The following is a 2,942-nucleotide window of genomic DNA, read 5'->3' on the forward strand; positions in this document are numbered from 1 at the left end:
AAATACAGTAACTGATTGATTTGTAATTGTTATTTTTAAGCTGGCACAAGTCTTGATATGTCCCTGGAGCCCGGCCGGCCATTCAGGCCTCCGGTTTTCCGTATGTCCAAGCAAGGAGAGCAACAATGGCAACCCCAGCGTACATGTCCGTCACCGGTACCAAGCAAGGTCTGATCACTGCCGGTGCCTTCACCGCTGACTCCGTTGGCAACACCTACCAGGAAGGTCACGAAGATCAGGTCATGGTCCAGGGCTTCAGCCATGAAGTGATCATTCCCCGCGATCCGCAATCCGGCCAGCCCACCGGCCAGCGCGTGCACAAGCCGGTGAAGATCACCAAGGTTTTCGACAAGGCTTCGCCGTTGCTGCTCGCGGCCCTGACGTCCGGTGAGCGCCTGAGCAAGATCGAAATCCAGTGGTTCCGCACTTCGGCCGCCGGCACCCAGGAGCACTACTTCACCACCACCCTGGAAGACGCGATCATCGTCGATATCAAAGACTACATGCACAACTGCCAGGACCCTTCGAACGCACATTTCACCCACCTGGAGGACGTCGAGTTCACCTACCGCAAGATCACCTGGACCCACGAAGTCTCCGGTACTTCGGGTTCCGATGACTGGCGTACCCCGGTCGCCGGCTAACGTCAGCGCAACGTTGCAACCCATCGGCCCGCAAGGCGGGTCGATGGGGTTTGCGCCTCCGGGAGACACAGGGAAGGCGCACAGGTAGGGTGGGGCTCGGGAAAACCGAGTGCCAGGTGCGGACCCCCTGACGGGTCATGTCGGCAAGTGGGTGAGCACTTCACAGAGTGGAGAGGGTGGTATGCGCCAAAGGGATTTGAAGTTCACTTTTTCGGTGCTGACCGCGCAGGTGGCGTTCGAGGTCGTAGAGTTCACGCTGGAAGAGGGCCTGTCCGAGCCTTATCGGCTGACACTCGAACTGGCCAGCGCCAACTCCGCCATCGACTTCGGCCAGATACTCGATCAACCCAGCGTGCTGACGATCTGGCAAGGCAGCACCCAGGTCCGTCATGTCCATGGCCTGGTCAGCAGCTTCACCCAGGGCACCACGGGTTTTCGGCGTACCCGGTATCGCATGCTGGTCGAGCCGCAACTGGCCCGGCTTGGCCTGAGTTCCAACTGGCGTATTTTCCAACAGCAAAGCGTGCCCGAGATCCTCAAGTCAGTGCTCGACGAGCACGGCATCCTTGATTACCAAACCTACATCAACACTGAACACCAGCCCCGCGAATACTGCGTCCAGGCCGCCGACACGGACCTCTATCTGTTCGAACGCCTGTCCATCGAGGAAGGCCTGTTCTACTTTTTCAAGCACGATGCCAACACCCATACCCTGGTTCAGGGTGACAAGTTGTATGTCCAGGAGCGCATCCCGGGGGCCGCGGTGCTGTACTCCACGCAACCGGCCGGGGATGCCACGCAACCGGTGCTGTACGCGTTCAGCTACACCGAAAACGTGCGTACCGCAGAGCAGACCCAGCGCGACTACAGCTTCAAGCGCCCAGCTTTCGACCAGCAGCAGCGTCTGCTTGGCGATGACCTTGAGCATCAGGCCCAGGGTTATGAACGCTACGATTACCCGGGCCGCTACAAGACCAGCGCCGTCGGCAAACCCTTCACGCAGAACCGTCTGCTGGGCCATCGTCGCGATGCCCGGGTGGCGATGGTGCAAGGGGATGATCCGCGGCTGATTCCGGGGTTTTCCTTCCAACTGACCGGCCACCCCCGGGCCGACTTCAACCGCTGGTGGCGCTCGGTGCGCATTGTCCACAAAGGCATACAGCACGCCAGCCAGCAAGAAGAGGCGGCTGGCGCCGAAGTCGGTGTGAGTTATGACTTCAGCGCCCAGATCATTGCCGAGGACTGCGAGTGGCGTCCTGCGCCGCTGCCCAAGCCAATCATTGACGGGCCGCAGGTGGCGACCGTGGTGGGCCCGGAAGGCGAGGAAATCCATACCGATGAATTTGGCCGGGTAAAAATTCAGTTCCCCTGGGACCGCAAAGGCCAGAACAACGGCTTCAGTTCCTGCTGGGTGCGGGTCTCACAGAACTGGGCGGGGGCGGACTGGGGCCATATGGCGATCCCGCGTATTGGCCAGGAGGTGATCGTCGATTACCTGGATGGCGATTGCGACCAGCCGATCATCACCGGCCGCACCTACCGGGCCAGCCACATGCCGCCCTACCGGTTGCCGGACCACAAGATCCTCAGCACCATCAAGAGCAAGGAATACAAAGGCAGCCGGGCCAACGAACTGCGCATTGACGACACCACTAAACAGATCAGCGCGGCGCTGATGAGTGACCATGGCCGCAGTGCCTTGCACCTGGGCTACTTGACCCATCCTCGGCCTGAAGGCGGGGCACCCCGCGGTGAAGGTTTTGAACTGCGCACCGACGAGCACGGCGCGTTGCGCGCGGCCAAGGGTTTGTTACTCAGCACCGAAGAGCAATTGCAGGCCAATGGCGGGCAGCTGAACCGCGGCGTGGCGATCCAGGTGCTGGAGGCCGCGCTGCAACTGGCCAAGGGGCTGGGTGACTATGCCGAAGAGCATCAAGGCGTCGGGCACGACACCGCGCCGCAGCAAACCCTCAGCGAGGCGGTGCGCGACCTGGGGCATGGCGCCAACGACGAGTCCGACCAGAGTAACGGCGGCAACCCGGCGATTGCCCTGAGTGGCCAGGCGGGCATCGCGGCGGTGTCGCCCAAGAGCGTCACCCTGGCGGCGGGCGAGCACATCGACAGCGTGGCCCAGCAGAATCAGCAACTCACCTCGGGGCAGAAATTCGTGGTCAATGCCGGCACCGACCTGGGGCTGTTTGCCCAGAGCGGCGAGATGCGCCACATCACCCACCAGGGATTGATGCTGTTGCAGGCGCAACAGAACACTATCCGCCTGGAGGCTGACCAGAGCGTGGA

2 protein-coding genes are annotated in these 2,942 nt (G+C 61.6%); both read left to right on the plus strand.

Annotation, left to right across the window (positions count from 1 at the left end):
* Positions 1-125: 125 nt before the first annotated feature.
* Positions 126-644: an Hcp family type VI secretion system effector gene (locus GV819_RS32465; protein WP_025129830.1), complete on the plus strand. Its 519-nt coding sequence runs from the start codon at positions 126-128 to the stop codon at positions 642-644.
* A 181-nt stretch (positions 645-825) separates the two neighbouring features.
* Positions 826-2,942 (plus strand): type VI secretion system Vgr family protein (locus tag GV819_RS32470; protein WP_161760105.1); only part of this gene is annotated, 2,117 nt, incomplete at its 3' end.

The organism is Pseudomonas sp. Fl5BN2, assembly GCF_009908205.1.
In the GTDB taxonomy this organism is placed as follows: domain Bacteria; phylum Pseudomonadota; class Gammaproteobacteria; order Pseudomonadales; family Pseudomonadaceae; genus Aquipseudomonas.